Origin of the sequence: Nonomuraea sp. CA-218870 (assembly GCF_050936535.1) — a bacterium.
GTDB lineage: Bacteria > Actinomycetota > Actinomycetes > Streptosporangiales > Streptosporangiaceae > Nonomuraea > Nonomuraea corallina.
In genome coordinates this window covers 4,083,051-4,101,143 of sequence record NZ_JBNJMN010000001.1, presented here as the reverse complement: position 1 = coordinate 4,101,143, position 18,093 = coordinate 4,083,051, and the positions used below count along the sequence as shown (strand labels likewise).

At 73.3% G+C, this 18,093-nt stretch carries 18 protein-coding genes; 5 read left to right on the top strand and 13 right to left on the bottom strand.

What is annotated here, in order from left to right:
* Positions 1-3: 3 nt before the first annotated feature.
* The 6 genes from ACQEUU_RS19820 to ACQEUU_RS19795 all read right to left on the bottom strand — a co-directional run bounded on the left by ACQEUU_RS19820 (position 4) and on the right by ACQEUU_RS19795 (position 4,853).
* On the bottom strand, positions 4-585 hold the full coding sequence (locus ACQEUU_RS19820; RefSeq protein WP_433067974.1) for a CDP-alcohol phosphatidyltransferase family protein: 582 nt from the start codon (positions 583-585) through the stop codon (positions 4-6).
* A gap of 62 nt (positions 586-647) precedes the next feature.
* Positions 648-1,469 (bottom strand): GNAT family N-acetyltransferase, encoded by an 822-nt coding sequence (locus tag ACQEUU_RS19815; protein WP_433067973.1) that lies wholly within the window; start codon positions 1,467-1,469, stop codon positions 648-650.
* A 3-nt stretch (positions 1,470-1,472) separates the two neighbouring features.
* Entirely contained in the window at positions 1,473-2,066 is a 594-nt protein-coding gene (locus ACQEUU_RS19810; RefSeq protein ID WP_433067971.1) for a phosphoribosylanthranilate isomerase, read from the bottom strand.
* 10 nt (positions 2,067-2,076) lie between these two features.
* The gene (locus ACQEUU_RS19805; RefSeq protein ID WP_433067970.1) at positions 2,077-2,502 is read right to left on the bottom strand and encodes a hypothetical protein; all 426 of its coding nucleotides are present in this window, start codon (positions 2,500-2,502) and stop codon (positions 2,077-2,079) included.
* Between the two features lie 57 nt (positions 2,503-2,559).
* Positions 2,560-3,255 (bottom strand): response regulator, encoded by a 696-nt coding sequence (locus tag ACQEUU_RS19800; RefSeq protein WP_433067968.1) that lies wholly within the window; start codon positions 3,253-3,255, stop codon positions 2,560-2,562.
* On the bottom strand, positions 3,252-4,853 hold the full coding sequence (locus ACQEUU_RS19795) for a sensor histidine kinase (RefSeq protein WP_433067966.1): 1,602 nt from the start codon (positions 4,851-4,853) through the stop codon (positions 3,252-3,254). The genes ACQEUU_RS19800 and ACQEUU_RS19795 overlap by 4 nt, the downstream gene beginning before the upstream one ends.
* A 128-nt stretch (positions 4,854-4,981) precedes the next feature.
* On the opposite strand from ACQEUU_RS19795, the gene ACQEUU_RS19790 reads away from it, so the two are divergent.
* Together ACQEUU_RS19790 and ACQEUU_RS19785 are read left to right on the top strand one after the other, a co-directional pair.
* Positions 4,982-5,599, top strand: coding sequence for a class I SAM-dependent methyltransferase (locus ACQEUU_RS19790; RefSeq protein WP_433067964.1), 618 nt, complete (start codon positions 4,982-4,984; stop codon positions 5,597-5,599).
* Positions 5,599-6,780, top strand: a complete 1,182-nt coding sequence (locus ACQEUU_RS19785) for an acyl-CoA dehydrogenase family protein (protein WP_433067962.1) — start codon at positions 5,599-5,601, stop codon at positions 6,778-6,780. The genes ACQEUU_RS19790 and ACQEUU_RS19785 overlap by 1 nt, the downstream gene beginning before the upstream one ends.
* A 150-nt stretch (positions 6,781-6,930) precedes the next feature.
* Here ACQEUU_RS19785 and ACQEUU_RS19780 read toward each other — a convergent pair whose 3' ends face one another.
* From ACQEUU_RS19780 to ACQEUU_RS19770, 3 genes are read right to left on the bottom strand one after another with little or no spacing between them, the layout of a single operon-like run.
* Positions 6,931-7,710, bottom strand: a complete 780-nt coding sequence (locus ACQEUU_RS19780; RefSeq protein WP_433067961.1) for an enoyl-CoA hydratase/isomerase family protein — start codon at positions 7,708-7,710, stop codon at positions 6,931-6,933.
* The gene (locus ACQEUU_RS19775) at positions 7,707-8,621 is read right to left on the bottom strand and encodes an alpha/beta hydrolase (RefSeq protein ID WP_433067959.1); all 915 of its coding nucleotides are present in this window, start codon (positions 8,619-8,621) and stop codon (positions 7,707-7,709) included. Before ACQEUU_RS19775 ends, ACQEUU_RS19780 begins: the two co-directional genes overlap by 4 nt.
* Before the next feature lie 9 nt (positions 8,622-8,630).
* Positions 8,631-9,341 carry a gamma-glutamyl-gamma-aminobutyrate hydrolase family protein gene (locus ACQEUU_RS19770; RefSeq protein ID WP_433067957.1) on the bottom strand — a complete coding sequence of 237 codons (711 nt, stop codon included), beginning with the start codon at positions 9,339-9,341 and terminating at the stop codon, positions 8,631-8,633.
* Positions 9,342-9,814: 473 nt separating this feature from the next.
* On the opposite strand from ACQEUU_RS19770, the gene ACQEUU_RS19765 reads away from it, so the two are divergent.
* Positions 9,815-10,933 carry a globin domain-containing protein gene (locus tag ACQEUU_RS19765; RefSeq protein WP_433067955.1) on the top strand — a complete coding sequence of 373 codons (1,119 nt, stop codon included), beginning with the start codon at positions 9,815-9,817 and terminating at the stop codon, positions 10,931-10,933.
* Here ACQEUU_RS19765 and ACQEUU_RS19760 read toward each other — a convergent pair whose 3' ends face one another.
* Entirely contained in the window at positions 10,934-11,725 is a 792-nt protein-coding gene (locus ACQEUU_RS19760; RefSeq protein ID WP_433067953.1) for a helix-turn-helix domain-containing protein, read from the bottom strand.
* Positions 11,726-11,917: 192 nt separating this feature from the next.
* On the opposite strand from ACQEUU_RS19760, the gene ACQEUU_RS19755 reads away from it, so the two are divergent.
* Positions 11,918-12,997 carry a WD40/YVTN/BNR-like repeat-containing protein gene (locus ACQEUU_RS19755; protein WP_433067951.1) on the top strand — a complete coding sequence of 360 codons (1,080 nt, stop codon included), beginning with the start codon at positions 11,918-11,920 and terminating at the stop codon, positions 12,995-12,997.
* Between the two features lie 3 nt (positions 12,998-13,000).
* Positions 13,001-13,309 (top strand): molybdopterin synthase sulfur carrier subunit, encoded by a 309-nt coding sequence (locus tag ACQEUU_RS19750; protein WP_433067949.1) that lies wholly within the window; start codon positions 13,001-13,003, stop codon positions 13,307-13,309.
* A 51-nt stretch (positions 13,310-13,360) separates the two neighbouring features.
* Here the strand turns inward: ACQEUU_RS19750 and thyX are convergent, their stop codons facing one another.
* From thyX to ACQEUU_RS19735, 3 genes are all read right to left on the bottom strand, one after another.
* Positions 13,361-14,089 (bottom strand): FAD-dependent thymidylate synthase, encoded by a 729-nt coding sequence (thyX, locus tag ACQEUU_RS19745; RefSeq protein WP_433067947.1) that lies wholly within the window; start codon positions 14,087-14,089, stop codon positions 13,361-13,363.
* An 84-nt stretch (positions 14,090-14,173) separates the two neighbouring features.
* On the bottom strand, positions 14,174-16,813 hold the full coding sequence (locus ACQEUU_RS19740) for a M4 family metallopeptidase (protein WP_433067946.1): 2,640 nt from the start codon (positions 16,811-16,813) through the stop codon (positions 14,174-14,176).
* Between the two features lie 85 nt (positions 16,814-16,898).
* On the bottom strand, positions 16,899-18,071 hold the full coding sequence (locus tag ACQEUU_RS19735; protein ID WP_433067944.1) for an amidohydrolase family protein: 1,173 nt from the start codon (positions 18,069-18,071) through the stop codon (positions 16,899-16,901).
* Positions 18,072-18,093 lie beyond the last annotated feature (22 nt).

Sequence of the window (18,093 nt, the reverse complement as noted above, 5' to 3'; positions counted from 1 at the left end):
CGCTCACTCCTTCGTGGTCGCGGTCACGAGCCGGCGTACCTGTACGACGTACAACACGCCCGCCCACCAATACAGCCCCGTTCCCCACAGCGCGAACGCCCACCCGACGACGCGGGCTATTTCGGCATACCACCCCGGATGGGAGGCGAGGAAGAGCAGAGGGAAGGCGTACATGAGGTTGAACATGGCGGCCTTGCCCAGAAAATGCACCTGAAGTGCACGGTAGCCATGCTTGCGCAGGACGGGGAAGGAACAGAGGACGAACAGCTCCCTGGCCAGGATCAGCACGACCAGCCACCAGGGGATGATCTCCCGCACCAGCAGCGCCAGGATCGTCGCGAACACGTACAGCTTGTCCGCGGCCGGGTCGATCAGCCGCCCGAGACGGCTGGTCTGGTTGAACGCCCGAGCGATCTTCCCGTCGAGCCAGTCGGTGAACCCGGCGACCGCCAGCACCGCCAGGGCCCACCCGTCCGCCCGCGGCCCGAGGATCAGCCACAGGAAGACGGGCACGCCGAGGAGGCGCAGGAAGCTCAGCAGGTTCGGAACCGTCCAGATCCGGTCCTCGGCGGAAGTTTCACTCACGCCCCAGACCCTACTGCGCGAACGTGCAGCCCAGCGGGGCCGCATCCGGCCAACGGGCCCCGTCAGGCGCGGACGAAGGCGTGCGTGCGGCCGATCTCCGCGAACCCGAGGCGGGCGTAGAACTCCCTCGGCCAGTCGGCGGCGTCGGCCACCAGGAACACCAGCCCGGCCGCCGAGGTCGCCTCGGCCAGCAGCGAGAGCATCAGCGCGCGGGCGTGGCCCCTGCCCCGGTGGCGCACGGCGGTCACCAACTCCTCGATCTGCGCCACGCCGTCGTGCACGTACAGGTCGGCGTGGGCGGCGAGGTCGCCGCCGGCCGCGCGCACGCCGCGGAACCCGACCCGGCGGGCGCCGTCCAGGCGGGCCTCCGACCGCCGGGCGAGCTGCTCGATCGCCTCGTCGCCGACGTCGGGGAGCGTCTCGCGCCAGGCCGCCCGCAGCTCGGGCAGCAGCGTCTCCAGCGAGAACTCCTCGGCGTACGGGACGCGGGGCGGGTCTCCGCGGAAGACCATGAGCACGTTCTCCTCGTGCTGGTAGCCCGCCGCCGCGAACGCGGGCGCGAACGCCCGGCCCAGCCGGTCGTCGTCCACGCACACCATGCGGTGGCCGCGCTCCCCCAGCACCTCCTCCGCCGCGGTGAGCACGACCCCGGGGTCCTCGCCGGACCACACGAGAAGCTTGTTGTCGTCGTACGAGGCCGCGTAGCGATCGTCGAGCACCGCGAACCCGCCGGGCACCGGCACCACCCGGGGCGCCCGCCGCCGCGCGAACCCGCGCAGGAACTCCAGCACGACAGCCGGCTCACGCCCATCCGGATCGCCGCCTTCCGGGACGGGGGCGGCCGGATCGGGGGCGGCCGGATCGGGGGCAGCCGGTGTGGTCATCGGTCAGGCCGCCTCGCGGGCGGCCGTGACGAAGGCGGCGATCAGCGCGGGGTCCTTGACGCCGGGCGAGGTCTCGACGCCGCTGGAGACGTCGACCCCCCACGGGCGGGCGGCGGCGACGGCCTCGGCGACGTTGCCCGGCGCCAGGCCGCCCGCGAGCAGCCACCGCCCGGTGGGGCGGCCGCGCACGGCCGACCAGTCCCACGGCTCGCCGGAGCCGGCCCGGGGCGCGTCGACGATGAGCAGGCTCTCGTCGTGGGCGCCGCACCGCAGGTCGGCCCGCGCGTCGACGGCCCTGATCAGGGTGCGGCCGAGGTCCTTGAGCGCGGTGAAGTCGCCGTGCGGGTGGTGGCCGTGGAGCTGGATGGCCCGCACGCCGGCCGCGAGCGCCGCGGCCCGCACCTCGGCCGGGTCCTCGCCGCGGAAGACGCCCACGGTCAGCACCTCGGGCGGCACCCGGGACGCCAGCTCGGCGGCCCGCTGGGGCGTGATCCGGCGTGAGCTGCTGGTCAGCACGAAGCCGACGGCGTCGGCGCCGGCCTCGACGGCGGCGGCCACGTGGCCGGGGTCGGTCAGGCCGCAGATCTTCACGTACACAGGAACGAGGTTAGCGGCGGCGGGACGCGCCGGGCGACCACGACCAGATGAGCAGCGCGGTGCTGAGCCCGGCCATGACGATGCCGTTGGGCAGGTGCGCGCCGAGCAGCTCCCAGGTGAAGTGCTGGCCCATCCCGGCGGCGAACAGCACGAGGCTGGCCAGGGCGGGCCAGCCGGCCCCGCGGCCGGGACGCCACACGAGCACGGCGAGGACGAGCTGCAGCAGGCCGGCGAGGTGGATCAGCAGCCCGGCCATCACGTGGGCCTCGGCCATCGCCCCGTCGGTGGCGACCGACTGGCCGGCGAGCGAGCCCGCCACCACGAGACCGGCGGCCTGGGCGATGATCGCGAGCCGGAGCGCGTACAGCAGGAAGCCGTTGACCGGCCGGGCGGGGGTCTCGGCGGGCGGCCGCTGGAAGAGGTCGGTGTCCGACATGGTGCTGGTCCTTTCGATCGAGGACCCCAGGATGCGCGCCGGACCCGGCCGCGGTCGTCAGCCTGCCGGGCTACCCGGTGCTCCGCCGCGCGGTTGACGCACGGGGCGGAAGGACGCGTCGACGAGGCCGCTGCGGTGCGCGACCACGGCCGCCTGGATGCGGTTGCGGAGCCCGAGCTTCTCCATGGCGGCGGCGATGTGGGTCTTCACGGTCGTGACGCCGACGTGCAGCTCCTCAGCGATCTCGGCGTTGGACAGCCCGGTGCCGACCAGGGCGAGCACCTCGATCTCGCGCTCGGTGAGCCCGCGCGGCGCGCCCGCGGAGCTCTCCTCGGCGTCGAGGAAGCGTTCGACGACACGGCGCAGCACGGACGGCGCGAGGAGCTGCTCGCCGGCGTGGGCGCGTCGGATGGCGTCGATCATGCGTTCCGGCTCGTCGTCCTTGACCAGGAAGCCGACGGCGCCGGCGCGCAGCGCGGCGTAGACGTTGGCGTCCTCGGCGAAGGTGGTCAGTACCACGATGCGGGTGGAGGGGCGGGCCGCGAGCACCCGCTTGATCGCCTCCAGCCCGTCGACCCTGGGCATGCGCAGGTCCATGAGGATGACGTCGGGCAGGTGGCGCTCGGCCAGCCGGACGGCCTCGGCGCCGTCGTCGGCCTCGCCGACCACCTCCATGTCGCTGTTGGCCTGCAGCAGCATCCGCACACCCGCGCGTACGAGCACCTGGTCGTCGGCGATGAGGACGCGGATCATGAGACGCTCCTGGGCGCCGGCAGGCTGGCGGCGAGCAGCCAGCCGCCTTCCTCGTCCGGCCCGGCGCTGAGGGTGCCGCCGAGCGCCCGGACCCGTTCCCGCATCCCGGCCAGGCCGCGGCCGGAGGACGGCAGGCGCTCGATCGTGGTGGGCGGGCGGCCGTTGTGGATCTCCACGCCGACGCCGTCGCGGTCGGCGCTGACCCGGACACGGACCTTGGTGCCCGGTCCCGCGTGTTTGAGCACGTTCGTGAGTCCTTCCTGGACGATGCGCGCCGCCGAGGTGCGGGCCACGAGCGGGGCGTGGTCGGTCCCCGGGTCGAGTTCGAGGTCCACCGCGAGGCCGGCGGCCGCCATCCGCTCGGCGGACTCGCGGATCACGTCGTTGGGGTCGGCGAGGAGGTTGGACTGCCGGTCGGGGTCGCGCAGCAGGTCGATCAGGCCGCGCAGGTCCTCCAGCACCTGGTGTCCGGTCTCGCGGATGTCGGTCAGCGCGTCGGCGACGGGGCCGTCGGGGGCCGTGTAACGGGCGGCGCTGGCCCGCAGCACCATCGCGCCGACGTGGTGGGCGACGATGTCGTGCACGTCGCGGGCGATGCGCTCGCGTTCGGCGAGCTGGGCGGCGCGCATCTGCGCGACGGTGAGCCGGGTGGACTCGCGGGCGCGCAGCCGCTCGGCCGCGGCGGCGGCCTGCATGACGCCGAGGTAGCGGCCGATCGCGACCGGGGTGACGACGAGCGCGCAGACGATGGCGGCGCGGAAGACGGTGGGCTCGCTGTCCGGGCCGACGACGGCGACCGCGGCCAGCAGGCAGGTGGCCAGGTAGGCGCTGGCCGTCCACACCCAGGAGGCGACCCGCATGGCGAACACGCCGAGCGCGATGAGGACCAGCACCAGGCTGGCGTTGACCACCTGCGGCAGATAGGTGTCGGCGGCGACGAGCAGCACGCCCTGGAACAGGAAGACGAGCCCGGGCAGGCGCCTGGCCACGCCGAGCGACAGCCCGGCGGCGACGGCGAGCACGCCGGTCACCCAGGCGGGCTGGGCCCCGGAGTGCCAGCTCGTCCAGGTGCTCAGCATGGTGTGGGCGAGCCCGCCGGCGGCGAGCAGCACGTCGGGCGTGACGTCGCGGTGCTCCAGCTCGCCCACCGAGCCGCGCAGGTAGCCGCCGACCACGACCGGGAAGACGGCGATGCCCACGCAGTAGAGGCCGCTCTCCAGGGTGAAGGGCAGGCCGGGGTCGGCCAGGTTGGCCGCGGTGGCGGCGGCGGCCGCGACCATGGCCACGCCGGTCGCGCGGGCGCGTTCCCGGTAGGCGGTGAACCCTGCCGCGACCAGCAGCAGCATCTGGGCGGTGTTGGAGCTGTAGGCGGCCATCTGGTCGGTGACGACGAGGGCGCCCGCGAGCCACAGCGCGGTCGCGAGCGGCCACCGCCGCACGAACCCGAGCGGCGCGCCGACCAGCAACGCCAGAGGGACGACCGTGTAGGACGGCGGGAGCTCCCCCTTCAGCGCCTGACCGGACATCAGCAGGTCCAGGCTGACGCCCGCGGCGGCGAGGAGCAGGTCGAACGGCACACCGCGCCAACGCCAACTCATGCCACCAAGGTATCCAGCCGGACCCCGTGGACAGTCCTCCCGGCGGAGGATGACCCCTCCTCCAACTGGCCGGATCTCCGTCCCTTCGGGGGAGACGACAACTCGATCTTCGCCTCTACGGTCAAGCCATGGCCAACGACACCTCGCTCTTCCTGGGCCAGTTCCTGCGCTCACCCGGCACGATCGGGGCGCTCGCGCCGAGTTCGCAGCGGCTCGCCGCGGCGGTCTGCACGCCGGTGCCCGAGCGCGGCGAGCCGACCGTGGTGGAGCTGGGGCCGGGGACGGGCCCGTTCACCGCGGAGATCCAGCGCAGGCTGGCCGGGCGCGGCCATCACCTGGCGGTGGAGCTCAACGAGGCGATGGCGGCGCTGCTGGCCGAGCGCTTCCCGGCCGTGGACGTGGTGAACGGGGACGCCGCCCGGCTGCCGGAGCTGCTGGCCGAGCGCAGCCTGGGGCAGGCGGACGTGGTGGTCAGCGGGCTGCCGTGGGCGGCCTTCCCCCAGCAGTTGCAGCTGTCGCTGATGGGCGCGGTGACGTCGGTGATGAGCCACGCCGGCGCGTTCACGACCTTCTCGTACGTGCACGCGATCCCGCTGAGCCGGGCGCGGCGCTTCCGCGCGCTGCTGTCCGAGCGGTTCGAGGAGGTGGTGGCCGGGCGGACGGTGTGGCGCAACGCGCCGCCGGCGTTCGTCTTCCACGCGCGCAGACCTCGCCCGCGAACAGAGCTTCCTTCTACTATGGCTTGATGGATTTCACTCTTCCCGACAGCGCGCTCGCGGTGCGGCAGGGCGTCGCCGACATCTGTTCCCGCTACGACCTGGACTACTGGCAGCGGTGCGAGAGCGAGAAGCGCTGGCCCGAGGAGGTGTGGGAGGAGCTGGGCAAGGGCGGCTGGCTGGGCCTGGCGGTGCCGGAGCGGTTCGGCGGCGGCGGCCAGGGCCTGCTGGAGCTGGCCGTGGCGACGGAGACCATCTCGGCGTCGGGCGCGGCGGGCGGATCGGCTTTCACGTACGTGCTCACGCCCGGGTTCGGGGCGATGACCCTGACCCGCCACGGCAGCGGCCGGCAGCAGGACGAGCTGCTGCCGGGGCTGGCCACCGGGGAGATCGAGACGTGCTTCGCGCTGACCGAGCCGGACGCGGGCTCCAACGCGCTGGCGATCTCCACGTCCGCGCGCCGCGACGGCGACGAGTTCGTGCTCAACGGGCAGAAGATCTGGATCACCGGCGTGCAGCGGGCCACCTGGATGCTGCTGGTCACCCGGACCGTCCCGGCGGCCGAGGCCAGGCCGCGCAGCCACGGGCTGACGGTCTTCCTGGTGAACGTGCCGGACGCGGTCGCGGCCGGGCGGCTGTCGTTCCGGCCGATCCCGAAGATGGGCGCCAACACGACGCCGTCCAACATGGTGTTCATCGACGACCTGCGGGTGCCGGCCGCGAACGTGGTCGGCGAGGTCGACCAGGGCGCGGCGGTGCTGTGGGACATCCTCAACCCCGAGCGCATCCTGCTGGCCGCCTCCGCGCTGGGCGGCGCCGAGGTGGCGCTGCGGGTGGCGGTGCAGTACGCCAAGGAGCGCGAGGTGTTCGGCCGGCCGATCGGCGCCAACCAGGCGATCGCGTTCCCGCTCGCCCAGGTCAAGGCGAAGATCGAGCTGGCCAGGCTGATGCTGTACAAGGCGGCCTGGTCGTTCGACCAGCAGCTGCCATGTGGCACCGAGGCCAACATCGCCAAGCTGACCGCCTCCCAGGCCGCCTGGGAGGCCGCCGACGCCGCCTTCCAGACGCACGGCGGCATGGCGTACTCGCTGGAGTACCCGGTGGCCCGCCTGCTCGCCGACGCCCGGATCGGGAAGGTGGCACCCGTGACCGAGGAGCTTCTGCTCAACTACCTCGCGACGCAGGTGCTCGGCCTCCCTCGCGGCTTCTGACCGCCCCCCGGCCGTGACCCGGCGGCGGGCCGCTGCTTCGTCCCCCGAGGCTGCGTTCTCGGCCCCGGCGGACAGGCCCGTCGTGTGGGTCTGGCCATGCGTTCCATGTCTGTGCGCCTACCCGGGGCACGACGGCGAAACCACCTCAGGTCAAGAGAAGCGGGGCGGGCGCTTCTCGCGCAGCGCCCGCACGCCCTCGGCCACGTCAGGCCCGGTGAAACCGAGGAACTCCATGGCCAGCGAGGCGTCGAAGGCGGGCCCTGCCAGGCGCAGCCAGTTGTTGAGCGCGTACTTGGTGAGCCGGATGGCCTCCTGCGAGCCCGCGGCGAGCTTGACCGCGATCTCCAGGGCGGTGTCGTGCACGGCGTCGTCGTCGACGCAGAGGCTGACCAGGCCCATCCGCTCGGCCTGCTCGCCGGTGACCGGCTCGCAGAGCAGCAGATGGTACTTGGCCTTGGCCATGCCGCACAGCAGCGGCCAGATGATGGCGGCGTGGTCGCCGGCGGCGACGCCGAGGCGGGTGTGGCCGTCGATGATGCGGGCGGTGCGGCCGGCCACGGAGACGTCGGCGAGCAGGGCGACGGCCAGCCCGGCGCCGACGGCGGGCCCCTGGATGGCCGACACGACCGGCTTGGCGCAGTTGAGCACGTTGTAGACGATGTCGCGGGCCTCGGCGAAGACGCGCAGCCGGGTGTCGTGGTCGCGCGTCATCTCCTCGATCATGGACAGGTCGCCGCCTGCGGAGAACGCCTCGCCCTCACCCCGGATGAGCACGGCCCTGACGGAGTCGTCGCGGTCGGCGTCGCGCCAGATCTCGGCCAGCTCGCGGTGGCCGGTCCGGTCGACGGCGTTGAGCCGGCGCGGCTCGCTGATGGTGATCCGCAGCACGCCCTCGGCGGGGGTGTCGGTCTTGAGCCGCTCGTAGGTCACAGCGCCTCCTTCAGCCGGGCGGCGACGTGGTCGCGGGCCTCGGCCGCCTGGTCGAACAGGCGGGGCAGGCCGAAGAAGCTGTGGACCGCGCCGTCGAAGCGGCGCAGGTCGACCGGCACCCCCTCCTCGGCCAGCCGGGCGGCGTAGCGTTCGCCCTCGTCGCGCAGCACGTCGCACTCGGCGGTCAGCACGGTGGCGGGCGGCAGCCCGGCGGCGGAGGCCAGCCGCGCCGGCGACAGGCGCGGGTCGGCGGGGTCGGCGTCGCCGGCGTACTGGCGCAGGAACCAGGCCATCTCCGCGGCGTCCAGGCCGTAGCCGTTGGCGAACTCGCGGTAGCTCGGGGTGTCCATGCGCGCGTCGAGCACCGGGTAGATCAGCACCTGGTGGGCCAGGCGGAGCCCGGCGTCGCGCGCCTGCCAGGCGACCACCGCGGCGAGGTTGCCGCCGGCGCTGTCGCCCACCACCGCGACCTTGCCGTCGCACTGGTAGAACGCGGGCCGGGCGAAGACGTCGCGCACGACGGTCCAGGCGTCGTCGGCGGCTGCCGGGAAGGGGTGCTCGGGGGCGAGCCGGTAGTCGACCGAGACGACCACCGCGCCGGTGCGGATGGCCAGGTCGCGGCCGAGCGCGTCGTTGCGCCTGACGCTGCCGAAGACGAAGCCGCCGCCGTGGAAGTAGACGACGACGGGCAGCGGGCCGTCGCCGCGGTCGGCGCGGTAGATGCGGATCGGCACGCCCTCGGCCGTCTCGTCGCGGACGGAGGGCAGCTGCGTGAGCGGCCCGCGCTGGGAGGCGAGGCCGTCGACGGCGCGCATCTCGCGGATCCGCTCCAGGTCGAGCGCGGCCGGGTCGACGCCCAGGTCCGACGGGTAGGCGGCGACGTACGCGCGTGCCTGGGGGTGCAGCGACATGATCGAAGCCTAGCGGGCCGCCTCGACGAGCGCATCGAACAATCCGCTGCCCGTCCCGGCGCTTGTCCCGCTGCCCGTCTCGCGCTCCGGGTGCCACTGCACGCCCACGCCGAACCGGTGGCCCTGCAGCTCGATGCCCTCCACGATCTGGTCGTCGGCCCAGGCCACGGCCAGCAGCCCGGCGCCGAGGCGGCGCACCGACTGGGTGTGCGGGGCGACGGCCTCGACGCGGTCGCCGACGGCCTTGCCCAGCTTGCTCGACACGCTCACCTGGATGCGGTGCGGCACGCCCGGGTCGTTGTGCCGCTCGTGCTCCAGCATCTCGGGCAGCCACGGGATGAGGCTGCCGCCCTGGGCGACGTTGAGCACGTGCATGCCGCGGGCGATGCCCAGCACGGGCAGGTCGGCCTGCACGGCCGCGCGGGCCAGGGCCAGCTCGAACCGGTCGCGGTGCGGCTGCGGCTCGCCGGCGCGCGGGTCCTGCTCGTCGCCGTACGTGGCCGCGCCCACCTCGGTGCCGCCGGTCAGCACGATGCCGCTCAGCCCGCGCACGTAGTCGGCGATGGCGTGCCCGTTGATCGGCGGCAGCACGACGGGGGCGCCGCCGGCCCGCTCGATCGCTCTGGCGTACGAGGGCGGGGAGAGCACGGCCTCCCGCACGTAGTCATCCCATCGGGCGGCTTCGTAGTAGGCGCTGACGCCTATCAGCGGTCGGGACATCACATCTCCAGGGGAGCGTCGTGCGGGGGTGGCCTGGCGCGCAGGCGCATGCCCCATCATGGCGCACTCCATTTCGGTTATGTCGCTTGTCCCGCAAGTCTCCCGGGGGCCGTCCGTCCGGAACCCGCCGCCGGGGTCGCGGGAGGGCCGGGGAGGCGGGGGCCGGACGGCCGGAGCAGGGCACAGACCACCCAGGTCCCGAAATTTCCCGCTAAAGGCGAATATGATTTCTCTTCACATTCCATGTCCAGACAAGCCATTACGGTGAATGCGGATAATCATAACTCCATTACTGATAGTTCAGATCTGCACCTCATCGGGCGAATAGGTTGTGACGCCACGGAGGCGGTGTAAGACTGGATTTCGAGCGCTCGGACGTGCCGGGGCAGGCCGGACGCTCTCACCCGGAGCCGCCAGGGAGGTGGGACGAGACGACCGGAATGGTTTTCCGGTCAATAGGACGGGTTGGGTATATGTCATTGAATCCGAGCCTGGTCAAGGAGAGCTTCTCCATCATCGAGCCGGTGGCCGACAAGGCGGCCGCCTACTTCTACGGCAGGCTGTTCGCGGAGAACCCGCACCTGCGCGGGATGTTCCCGCCGGCCATGGACGTGCAGCGCGACCGCCTCTTCAGCGCGCTGACCCGCATCGCGTGGAGCGTCGACAGTCCGGAGAGCATGCGCTCCTTCCTGGGCCAGCTGGGCAGGGACCACCGCAAGTACGGCGTCGTCGCCGAGCACTACACCGCCATCGGCAGCGCCCTGCTCGCCACGGTCAGGTGCTTCGCCACCGACAGCTGGAACCCCGAGGTCGAGGCGGCGTGGACGTCGGCCTACACCGCCGCCGCCAACCTGATGATCGAGGCGGCCGAGGCCGACGCCGGCGTCTCCCCCGCCTGGTGGCTGGCGCAGGTGATCGACCACGAGCGCCGCCACGACGACATCGCGGTCCTCACCCTGCGCCCGGCGCAGCGGCTGCCGTACAGGCCGGGCCAGTACGTCACCGTGCAGACCGCGCGCTGGCCCCGGGTGTGGCGGAGCTATTCGATCGCGAACGCGCCGCGTCCGGACAACACGATCCGGCTGCATGTGCGCTCGGTGCCCGGCGGCTGGGTGTCCACCACGCTGATCCGCGACACGCGCATCGGCGACACGGTCATGCTGGGGCCGCCGATGGGCGCCATGGCCGCGCCGGAGCGCGGCGCGAGAGACCTGCTCTTCGTGGCCGGCGGCACCGGGCTGGCGCCGCTCAAGGCGATCATCGAGCAGGTGATCGCCTCGGGCCGCCGCCCCACCATGCACCTGCTCTACGGCGCGCGCACCGCCGCGGAGCTGTACGACCTGCCCGACCTGGTCCGGCTGGAGTCCTCGTTCCCCTGGCTGCGGGTGCTGCCCGTGGTGTCGGACCAGCCCGGCTACGAGGGGATGCGCGGCCGCCTGCCGGACGTGACGCGCCGCTTCCACTCCTGGAGCGAGCACGAGGTGTACGTGTGCGGCCCGCCCTCGATGGTCACCGAGACCGTGCGCAACCTGCGGGCCGACGGGGTGCCGCCCGCGCGCATCCACCAGGACGTGGCGCACGGCGAGATCTGATCACCGGAAGGCGGCCGCGGTCTCCTCGTCGGCGGGCCAGAACGTCTCTATGGCCAGCTCCGAGGCGGTCACCTCGACGGGCGTGCCGAAGGTGGCGATCGTGGTGAACATGGACAGCACCCGGTCGCCGTGCCTGATCCGCAGCGGCAGCAGGATGTCGCCGGGGCCGGGCACGTGCGCCACGTTCAGGTCCACGCCCGGATACCGGTAGCCCGCCAGCTCGTCGTGCAGCTCGGTCAGCCGGCCGTCGCCGGACATCTCGGCCTGCCTGCGCAGCCGGTGCAGCAGGTGGGCGCGGACCTCCGCCAGGTTGACCAGCCGGCCGCCCATCGCCTGCGGATGCAGCGACAGCCGCATCACGTTCACCGGTTCCTTCAGCAGCTCGGCGGGCACCCCGGTCATGAACATCCCGGCCGCCTCGTTGGCCGCCACCAGATTCCAGGCGGCGTCCACGACCAGCGCCGGGTACGGCTCGTGCCCGGCCAGGATCGTGTCGAGCGCCTGCCGTACCACGCTCATCTCCGGGGCGCGCACCTCACGCTCGGCGAACACCGGCGCGAACCCCGCCGCGACCAGCAGCCGGTTGCGGTGCCGCAGCGGCACCTCCAGCTCCTCCGCCAGCTTCATCACCATGTCCCTGCTGGGCCGGGCGCGCCCGGTCTCCAGGAAGCTGATGTGCCGGGCGGACACGTCGGCCTCGATCGCCAGGTCGAGCTGGCTGACCCGGCGCCGCTGCCGCCACCCTCGCAACAGCTCCCCGAAATTCTCTTCTTGTACGGCCACCGCTCCCATATCCGGAACATTAGCGATATGCAGGGAATGCGGACTATTACCTCGCAGGTAATCGCGCGGCAAATCACCCGGCGACCAGCGGGCCGGCGACTCCCGTGGCACGATGGCCGGGAAGCGAGCGACTTTCCGGGAGCGCTTTTCGGACCGGCCTCCTGGGAGCGACATCCGAGAGCGACTTATGGGAGTGACGCCATGACGGACGCGATGCTCGCGATCGGCACCCGCAAGGGCCTGTTCCTCGCGCGTTCCACCGGCGGGGGCGCGTTCAGCGTCGAGCCGATCATGTTCTCCACCGTCGGGGTCCACTCGGTGGCGATCGACACCCGGGGCCCGCTCCCCCGCCTGCTGGCGGGGATCGAGTACGGGCACTTCGGCCCCTCGGTCATGTACTCCGACGACCTCGGTGAGACCTGGCAGGAGGCCGACCGGCCGCCGATCGCCTTCCCCGACGCGTGCGGGACCACGCTGACCCGCGTCTGGCAGCTCCTGCCGTCGCCGTCGGAGGAGGGCGTGGTGTGGGCCGGGGTGGAGCCGGGGGCGCTGTTCAGGTCGGAGGACGGCGGCGTCACCTACCGCCTGGTGGAGGGCCTGTGGAACCATCCGCACCGGCCGCGGTGGGAGCCCGGCGGCGGCGGGCTGTGCCTGCACACGATCGTCCCGCACCCCGGCGACCCGCGCGTGATGGGGGTGGCGATCTCCACCGGCGGCTTCTACCGCACGACCGACGGCGGCCTGTCGTGGGAGGCGGCCAACCAGGGCATCCGCGCCCCGTTCCTGCCGGAGGGGCAGCAGTATCCCGAGTTCGGCCAGTGCGTGCACAAGGTGGCGATGGACCCCGGCGACTCCGACCGGCTGTTCCTGCAGCACCATTTCGGCGTCTACCGCAGCGACGACTTCGGCGGCTCCTGGCACGACGTCGGCTCGGCGCTGCCGTCCGACTTCGGCTTCCCCGTCGTGGCGCACCCGTCCCGGCCCGGCACCCTGTACGTGCTGCCGCTCAACGCCGACATGGACCGCACGCCGGTCGGCCACCGCTACCGGGTCTACCGCAGCACCGACGCGGGCGAGTCGTGGAAGCCGCTGGAGCGCGGGCTGCCCGAGGGCCCGGTGTACGCGAGCGTGCTGCGTGACGCGATGACCGCCACGGAGGCGGGCCTGTTCTTCGGCACCCGCGACGGCTCGGTCTACTGGTCGGCCGACGACGGCGAGAGCTGGTCGCAGGTGGTCGCGCACCTGCCCGACGTGCTGACGGTGCGGGCGGCGGTGCTCTGAGCCATGGCCCGTCCGGTGATGCTGGTCGTGTTCGTGCTGCCCGCGGCCCTGCGCCGGTGGGTGAGCGGCCGCACGGAGGTGAAGGTGTTCGCGGTCGGGACCGACCGCGACTCGCCGCCCACCCTGGGCGGGGCGCTCGACGTGCTGCGCCGCACCCATCCGCTGCTGGAGGAGCGGATCAGGGACGAGTACGGGCGGATCCGCCGCCACATCAGCATGGTCGTGTGCGGCGAGAACGCCCGGGGCCTCGGCGGACTGGACTGCGCGCTGCCGCCGGGCGCCGAGGTGTACGTCCTGCCCGCCCTGGCCTGACCGGGGCCGACTTCAGGGACAGACTTCAGGGACAGAGCTCAGGGACAGACCTCAGGGGCAGACGCGCCCGTTGGCCTCGAAGGCGGCGTGCGTGAGCGGCATGAGCCCGGCCCACAGCGCCTCCATCTTCTCGGCCACCATCTCGATCTCGCGCTGCGGGAACGACGGGAAGGCGGAGTCCTCGCGCTTGACGCGGAGCGAGAGGAAGTTCATCAGGGCGCGGGCGTTGCAGGTGGCGTACATCGAGGAGTAGAGGCCGACCGGCAGGACCGTCCGGGCGACCTCGCGGGCGACCCCGGCCTCCAGCATCTCCAGGTAGGCGCGGTAGGACTGCCGGTAGCTCCCGGTCGTCGCCTCGGTCACCAGGTCGTGCTGCTCGGGGGTGCCGTCCGTGAAGACGTACTTGCCGGGCTTGCCCTCCTGCACCAGCTTGCGGTCGCGGGCCGGCACGTAGAAGACGGGCACGAGCTGGCGGTAGCGGCCCGACTCCTCGTTGTAGGAGAAGGTGCGGTGACGCATGAACTCGCGGAAGACGAAGATCGGCGCGCTGACGTAGAAGGTCATGGACGAGTGCTCGAACGGGGTGCCGTGCCTGTCGCGCATCAGGTAGTTGATGAGGCCCTTGGACCGCTCGGGGTCAGCCTCGATCTCGGCCAGCGAGCTCTCCCCCTTCGTGGAGACCCGGGCCGCCCAGAGCACGTCGGCGTCCGACGCGGCGGATTTGACCAGTTCCACGTCCATGTCGCTGCGGAACTTGATCTCGGCTTCGACGCTGCCCATGCTGACCCCCGTGCTCGGTGGAGTGGTGACGGGACCCAAGCAAACCACAGGTGGGAGCCCGTCCGGGCCCCCACCTGGGGGTGTTCAGCAGCGGCGCGCGGGCCGGTCGCGGGTGACCAGGTCGGTGTCGCCCGCGGTGCCGTCGAACCAGATGACGCGCCTGCCGTCGCCGGCGGCGGGCAGGAACTGCTCACCCCGGTTGCAGGAGAAGCGCTCCAGCGCCCCGCCCGCCATCGGCAGTTGGAACAGCTTGGGCAGGTCGCGGTTCTGGATCGTCGGCCCGGGCAGGACGTCGAGCGTGACGGCCGTGTCGCCGGCGTCGAGCCAGAACGCCATCGGCGCGTCCGGGCCGTCGGGGACGAGCGCGGTGACGCCCGTGCCGTCGGTGGCCGCCCGCATGACGGCGGCGGTGCCGTCGCCGTCGATGTCGGTCAGCCAGACCACGTGCCCCGAGGTGACGACGGGCCGCAGGGACGACGACGGCCTGTCCCCCGCGCCGGGCGCCTCGGGCAGCACGACCTGGGTCCCGCTCGCCACGTCGTGGACGGCCGGGGTGGTGTGGAAGTGGTCGCCCTCCGCCCACACGCGCAGGTACGCGATCTTGCCGTTCTTGATCGTGGGCTGGTAGCCCTCGACGCCGGCCTCGGCGGTGACGTTGACGGGCGCGGCGGCGCCGCGCCTGACCCATACCTCCATCTCGCTGGAGACCGGATCGACGCCCTCCCACACCACGGTGTCCCCTTCGACGGCCACGGTGTTGACCAGGGCGGGCGACTCGTGCACGACGGTCTCGGGCGACCGGCGGTCCAGCGGCCGCGACAGGACGCGGAAGGTGACCTCCTGGCCGGTCTCCATCGACGCCCACACGCCGCGCCGGCCGTCGGTGGCGGGCAGGTCGTTGACGTCGTCGTTCTGCGACAGTCGCACCGGGTCACCGCCGCGCAGGCTTCCGGTGACGATGTAGGTGGGGCCGGTGCCGTCGTCGGCGGCGTCGGTCACCACGTACCGGTCGCCGGACAGGCCGGGAGGGGTGAAGGCCGCCATGAGGTCGTCGGCGACCACCTGGCTGTCGGTGGGGATGCGGCGGTCCCAGCCGCGCTTGATGCCGTGCCGGTCGAAGGCCGCCGCCACGACGAGCCGCTCGCTCGCGGTCAGGCGTGCGGCGCGGGCGGCGGACTCGACGGCGCGGCGGCCGTCGACGAAGTCGTCGAGCGGGGTCATGTACTCGGTGAGCGCCTTGTAGACGACCCGGTCCGCCTTGGGGCCGCCGAGCCGTTCCCTGATGTCCCACAGCGCGCCGGAGAAGATCGTCGAGTTGAGGTGCACGCCGCCGCCGTCGAAGCCCACGGTGACGCCGAGGTAGTCGCGGGTGGCGTGCCGGCCGTCGTCGAGGTCGCGGGTCGGGCAGTCGGCGGGCGGGGCGGTCTTGCAGAGCCGTTCGCCCAGCAGGCTGGCGTCGGGGTGGGTCATCGGCACGCCGAGCGTGTCGACCTCGACGGCGTTGCCGAAGTAGTCGGCCAGGCCCTCGTTCATCGCGCCGGACTGGTTGAGGTAGAGCAGGTTGGCGCTGTGCTCGATGACCCCGTGGGTCAGCTCGTGGCCGACGACGTCCAGGGCGGCGGCGAAGGGGTGGAAGTCGGGCCCGCCCCCGCCGTAGATCATCTTGGTGCCGTCCCACAGAGCGTTGATGAACGGCTCGCCGTCCCAGGTGACGTTGACCACGGAGTGCATGCTGCCGCCCCGCCCGTCGAGCCCTTCACGGCCGAGCCCGCGGTAGAACGCGTAGACGAGGCCCGCGCCGTGGTGGGCGTCCACGGCGCCCGTCGCGGTGTGCTCCGGGCCGAACTCGGGGGTCGCCGAGCGGGCCGGCTCCAGCCCCGGCGGGATGCCGGGTCCGAGCACGTCGAAGAGGTCGGCGCCCTTGGCGTCGTAGGTGATGATCTCGCCGGTCGTGCCGTTCCACATCGGCCTGGAGCGGTCCCTCAGCTCGTAGGCGCCGTCGTCGCGCTGGTACGCCTGGAGCGTGACGCGCTCGCCGTACACGGTCGTGCCGGCGCCCTCGGCAGGGCCGGCCAGGCGCAGCCGGTCCACGCTGAACAGCGGCCGCCCGGTGTGCGCGTCCACGTACGCGTCGCGCAGCAGCGGCAGCCCGCGCCGGACGTCGCGGCCGGTGAGCGGCAGCCGCCAGGCGAGCACGCCCGCGCCCCTGGGCACCACGACGAGTTCGCCGGCCCCGGCCCTGGCGGTCTGCCGGGTGGCGTGGTCGGGGATGAGCCGGGCCAGGGCCAGCCGTCCGGCCAGCTCGGCGGTGATCGCCGGGGTGGTCGCGACGTCCAGCTCGGTGAGGTAGCGTCCGCCCGCGCCGGTGACCGTCCGTTTCCCGCCCTCGGTGCGGAAGTGGACCAGGTACTGGCCGCCGAGCACCGGCAGGCCGCGGTGACGCTGGGCGAACCTGACCGTCTCGTCGCCGCCGTCGACGACGGTGTGCAGCGGGACCAGGTCGGCCGGGTCGATGCGGTAGCGCGGGCTGGTCAGATGCTCCCTGGCCGCGGCGACGGGGTCGCCGGCCCTGGCGGGCTCGGCGAGGCCGCTGACCTCCGCCGGGGCTTCGGTGCCGGCCCGGGGCTCGACCTGCGGCGGCGGGTCGTCGGCCAGCGCGGGACCGGGTAAGGCGAGGACGACGGCCAGGGCCGCGGCGGCGAGAGCGGGGGGACGCCAGGACACGACACCTCCAGGTGTGCGTTGGGAACTCTGGCGCCCCCGATAATCACCGCCCACCTGACATCCAGACAAATCACGATTCAATAACTCACAGGCGGTACACCCGGCGGGCGTTCCCCGACCCGATCATGTGGGCGACCCTGGCGGCGTCGGCGGCGGCCCACTCCCCCGCGTCCAGCCTGGCCTTCAGCGCCGCGCCGAGCGCGCACCGGAAGTAGACCGCGCCGAGATGGCACGTCTCGGCCAGGCCGCGGCAACCGGACCCGTACAGCTGCTTGTGGAACGGAGCCAGCTCCAGCAGCTCGGCCAGCACCCGGGCGGCGCCCGCGGCGGCGTGCGCCAGGGCGAGCCCGACGTCCACGTACACGTGCGGGAAGGCGTGCGCGAGACAGGCGGCCTCGCGCTGGTAGGGATAACAGGTGAGCAGGACGACCGGCACCCCGGCCGGCTGCAGCGCCTTGACGAACCCGGCGAGCGGGGCAGGGCCGGCGGGCTGCGCCCCGGCGTCGCCCGCCCCCGCCCCCATGCCCGTCCCCATGCCGGTCTGCACCTGCAGCGGCAGCCCGCGGTCCCTGGCGGCGTCGGCGGCGGCCCAGAGCAGGTGCCGGGCCAGCGCGGGCTCGGCGAGCGGCTGCTTGGGGTCGGCGAGGCGCCGGTTGGCGGCGGCGAGCACGGCCCCCCGGCTCGGCCTGCCGGGGTCCAGGTCGAGGTCGCACCGCCCGGCCAGCGCGGTCTTCAGCGCGACGGCGCGGGCGGCGCGGGCCGTCAGCTCGTCGCCGAGGCCGGCGAGGTAGTCGAGGACGCTCCCGCCGCCGGACGCCAGCTCGGCCACGTCCTGCTCGATCTGCTCGATCCGGACGACCTCGTCGGCGGCGGCCCCGCCGTCGCGGCCCATCTCCCCCGCCGTCAGCAGGTCCGCGCCCTCGGGGCCGGTGTCCACGAGGAACGCCGACACGCCCGCCGCCCGCAGCAGGAGCCGGTTGACCTCGGCCGCGCCCAGCTCGGCCCGGCGCGCCAGGTAGACCGGCGGGGGCGCGTGCGCCTCCAGCCCGAGCACGGGCGCGCACCAGCGCCGCACGGCCGCGCCGAGCGGGGTGTCGAAGTGCGTGGTGCCCGGCGGGGCCGGGCTGCCGCCCTCGTTGAGCAGCAGCTCGAACCGGCTCCGGGTCAGCTCGTCGCGGCGCACCCCGTGGCAGGCGTGGTCGACGAGCGGGGCGAGAAGGGCGTCACGCACCGTGTCGGGAAGGTCTACGGGGAGCATGCGGGAGACTCTAGGCCGCCCC

Bases quoted from the DNA above. Each gene is read 5' to 3' on its own strand.
- ACQEUU_RS19815 (WP_433067973.1), bottom strand. From the start codon at position 1,469: ATGACCACACCGGCTGCCCCCGATCCGGCCGCCCCCGATCCGGCCGCC.
- ACQEUU_RS19805 (WP_433067970.1), bottom strand. From the start codon at position 2,502: ATGTCGGACACCGACCTCTTCCAGCGGCCGCCCGCCGAGACCCCCGCC.
- ACQEUU_RS19800 (WP_433067968.1), bottom strand. From the start codon at position 3,255: ATGATCCGCGTCCTCATCGCCGACGACCAGGTGCTCGTACGCGCGGGT.
- ACQEUU_RS19795 (WP_433067966.1), bottom strand. From the start codon at position 4,853: ATGAGTTGGCGTTGGCGCGGTGTGCCGTTCGACCTGCTCCTCGCCGCC.
- ACQEUU_RS19790 (WP_433067964.1), top strand. From the start codon at position 4,982: ATGGCCAACGACACCTCGCTCTTCCTGGGCCAGTTCCTGCGCTCACCC.
- ACQEUU_RS19785 (WP_433067962.1), top strand. From the start codon at position 5,599: ATGGATTTCACTCTTCCCGACAGCGCGCTCGCGGTGCGGCAGGGCGTC.
- ACQEUU_RS19775 (WP_433067959.1), bottom strand. From the start codon at position 8,621: ATGTCGCTGCACCCCCAGGCACGCGCGTACGTCGCCGCCTACCCGTCG.
- ACQEUU_RS19770 (WP_433067957.1), bottom strand. From the start codon at position 9,341: ATGTCCCGACCGCTGATAGGCGTCAGCGCCTACTACGAAGCCGCCCGA.
- ACQEUU_RS19765 (WP_433067955.1), top strand. From the start codon at position 9,815: ATGTCATTGAATCCGAGCCTGGTCAAGGAGAGCTTCTCCATCATCGAG.
- ACQEUU_RS19760 (WP_433067953.1), bottom strand. From the start codon at position 11,725: ATGGGAGCGGTGGCCGTACAAGAAGAGAATTTCGGGGAGCTGTTGCGA.
- ACQEUU_RS19755 (WP_433067951.1), top strand. From the start codon at position 11,918: ATGACGGACGCGATGCTCGCGATCGGCACCCGCAAGGGCCTGTTCCTC.
- ACQEUU_RS19750 (WP_433067949.1), top strand. From the start codon at position 13,001: ATGGCCCGTCCGGTGATGCTGGTCGTGTTCGTGCTGCCCGCGGCCCTG.
- thyX (WP_433067947.1), bottom strand. From the start codon at position 14,089: ATGGGCAGCGTCGAAGCCGAGATCAAGTTCCGCAGCGACATGGACGTG.
- ACQEUU_RS19735 (WP_433067944.1), bottom strand. From the start codon at position 18,071: ATGCTCCCCGTAGACCTTCCCGACACGGTGCGTGACGCCCTTCTCGCC.